This is a genomic window from Streptomyces pseudovenezuelae, from assembly GCF_029892565.1.
GTDB lineage: Bacteria > Actinomycetota > Actinomycetes > Streptomycetales > Streptomycetaceae > Streptomyces > Streptomyces pseudovenezuelae_A.
This window is the reverse complement of the sequence record NZ_JARXVH010000069.1, coordinates 1-2,210: the sequence shown is the minus strand read 5'-3', so window position 1 is coordinate 2,210 and position 2,210 is coordinate 1. Positions and strand designations below refer to the sequence as shown.

At 68.2% G+C, this 2,210-nt stretch carries 1 protein-coding gene; it reads left to right on the top strand.

All coding sequences use genetic code 11. The features are described from left to right. Positions 1–33 precede the first annotated feature (33 nt). Positions 34–2,210 (top strand): condensation domain-containing protein (locus M2283_RS51470; RefSeq protein WP_280883560.1); only part of this gene is annotated, 2,177 nt, incomplete at its 3' end.

Here is a 2,210-nt window from a genome sequence, read left to right as displayed (position 1 = left end):
CGGTTGGTGAGTCGGGTGCGTGCGGTGTTGGGTGTGGAGTTGTCGTTGCGGGTGTTGTTTGATGCTCCGACGCCGGCGGGGGTGGCGGCGCGTCTTGAGGGTGCGGGGGTTGCCCGGAGGGTGCTGGGTGCGGTGCGGCGTCCGGAGCGGGTGCCGTTGTCGTTCGCGCAGCGCAGGCTGTGGTTCCTGGGCCAGCTGGAAGGGGCGAGTGCGGCCTACAACATCCCGACCGTGGTGCGGCTCTCGGGTGGTGTGGACCGGGTGGCGTTGGCCGGTGCGGTGCGGGATGTGCTGGGGCGTCATGAGGTGTTGCGGACGGTGTTTCCCGCGGTGGAGGGTGAGCCGTATCAGCGGATCCTGCCCGTTGAGGAGTGCGGGTTCGAGCTCGCGGCCGTGACGGTGGCGCAGGAGGGTCTGCCTGCTGCCGTGGCGGATGCGGTGGGGCACCACTTCGATCTGTCGACGGAGATTCCGTTGCGGGTGTCGTTGTTCGAGGTGGGTCCGGGCGAGCATGTCCTGGTGGTGTTGGTGCATCACATTGCGGGTGATGGTTGGTCGGTGACTCCGCTGGCGCGTGATCTGTCGGTCGCGTATGGGGCGCGTGTCGAGGGGCGGGTGGCGGAGTGGGTGCCGTTGCCGGTGCAGTACGCGGATTACACCCTCTGGCAGCGGGAGCTGCTCGGTGACGAGAGTGACCCCGACAGCCTGCTCTCCGCCCAGGTCGGCTACTGGCGGGACGCGTTGGCCGGACTTCCCGAGGAACTGGAACTGCCCTTCGACCGACCGCGCCCAGCGGTGGCGTCACACCAGGGACATCGGGTGCCGTTGGAGCTGTCTGCCGAACTGCATGCGCGTGTCGTGGAGTTGGCGCGTTCTGAAGGCGTGACCGTCTACATGGTGTTGCAGGCGGCACTCGCGACGCTGCTCTCGCGATTGGGTGCGGGAACCGACATTCCGATCGGTTCGGCGGTGGCGGGGCGGACGGACGAGGCTCTGGATGATCTGGTCGGGTTCTTCGTGAACAGTCTGGTCATCCGTGCCGATCTCTCAGGTGATCCGACGTTCGTGGAGATGCTGGGGCGGGTGCGGGAGGCGGGGCTTGGTGCGTTCGCGCATCAGGACGTGCCGTTCGAGCGGCTGGTGGAGGAACTCGCCCCGGTGCGTTCGCTGGCTCGGCATCCCCTGTTCCAGGCCATGTTCACGCTGCAGAACAACGCACGGGCGGTGTTGGACCTGCCCGGCGTGCGGGCTGGTGGATCGCAGGGGGGCGCCGGTGCGTCCGGTACGGCGTCGGTGAAGTTCGACCTGGAGGTGAACGCGGCCGAGGTGTTCGACGCGCAGGGCGCGCCGGCCGGTCTGCGGGGTGTGTTGGTTGCGTCGGCGGATCTGTTCGACGTCGAGTCGGTTGAGCGGATCGCGGGTCGGTTGCGGCGTGTTGTTGAGCAGCTGGTTGCTGCGCCGGGGGTGCGGTTGTCGGCTGTCGGCATCCTGGACGAGGACGAGCGTCGTCTGGTGGTCGAGCAGTGGAACGACACTGCGGGTGTGGTGCCGGACGCCTTGGTGCCGGAGCAGTTCGCCCGGCGTGCGGCGGCTGATCCCGGCGCGGTTGCGGTGGTGTTCGAGGGTGTGGAGGTGTCGTACGGGGACTTGGACGTCCGGGCGAATCGGTTGGCGCACGTTCTGCGGGCGCGGGGTGTCGGTCCTGAGTCGGTGGTGGGGTTGTGCCTGCCGCGGGGTGTCGACATGGTTGCGGCGATCCTGGGCGTGTGGAAAGCCGGTGCCGCCTACGTCCCACTGGATCCCGAGTATCCGGTCGAGCGGCTGGAGTTCATGCTCGCCGACAGTGGTGCGGCCGTGGTCGTGGGACTGGCCGAACTCACCCGGCACCTGGCCACCCCGGCACTGAATCTTGATGATGCCGGGACGATCGCGGCCCTCACGAAAGCGCCGTCGACAGCTCTCGGCCTTGACCTCGCCAACGACCAGGCCGCGTACGTGATCTACACGTCGGGCTCGACGGGGCTGCCCAAGGGCGTGCACGCCACACACGGAGGTGTGGCGAATCTTGCGGGTGCGTTGCGGCCTGAGCTGGGTGTGGGGCCCGGGTCGCGGGTTCTGCAGTTTGCGTCGTTCAGTTTTGACGCCTCGGTGTTGGATGTGGCGGCGACGCTTTCGGGCGGTGGCGCGTTGGTGGTGGCGGGGGCTGCTGA